Raw genomic sequence first — 315 nt, 5'->3', positions numbered from 1 at the left:
CTGCAGGAGACGCCCGCTTCGTAGAAGGGCGATGTCACTTCTTCCGCGGTGATCGGCTGGCGGCAGGCGTGACAGAGCTTGTGATTGCCCTCTTTCAGGCCATGCTCGACGGAGACGCGTTCGTCGAAGACGAAGCACGCGCCTTCCCACAGGCTCTCTTCCGGCGACACTTCCTCCAGATACTTCAGGATGCCGCCCTTGAGATGGAACACCTCGTCGAAGCCCTGCTGTTTCATGAAGGCGGTCGCCTTTTCGCAGCGGATGCCGCCGGTGCAGTACATGGCGATCTTCGGCTTGTTGTGCAGGCCGGTATTC

General features: G+C 60.6%; 1 protein-coding gene. It reads right to left on the bottom strand.

What is annotated here, in order from left to right; all coding sequences use genetic code 11:
- A partial coding sequence (locus tag ACR9ZK_RS21770) for a rhodanese-like domain-containing protein (protein WP_481344041.1) occupies positions 1-315 on the bottom strand: 315 nt, incomplete at both ends.

It is taken from the genome of Monashia sp. HAY1-5C (assembly GCF_056755255.1).
The sequence above is the reverse complement of the archived record's forward strand: the minus strand, read 5'-3'. Positions and strand labels throughout refer to the sequence as shown.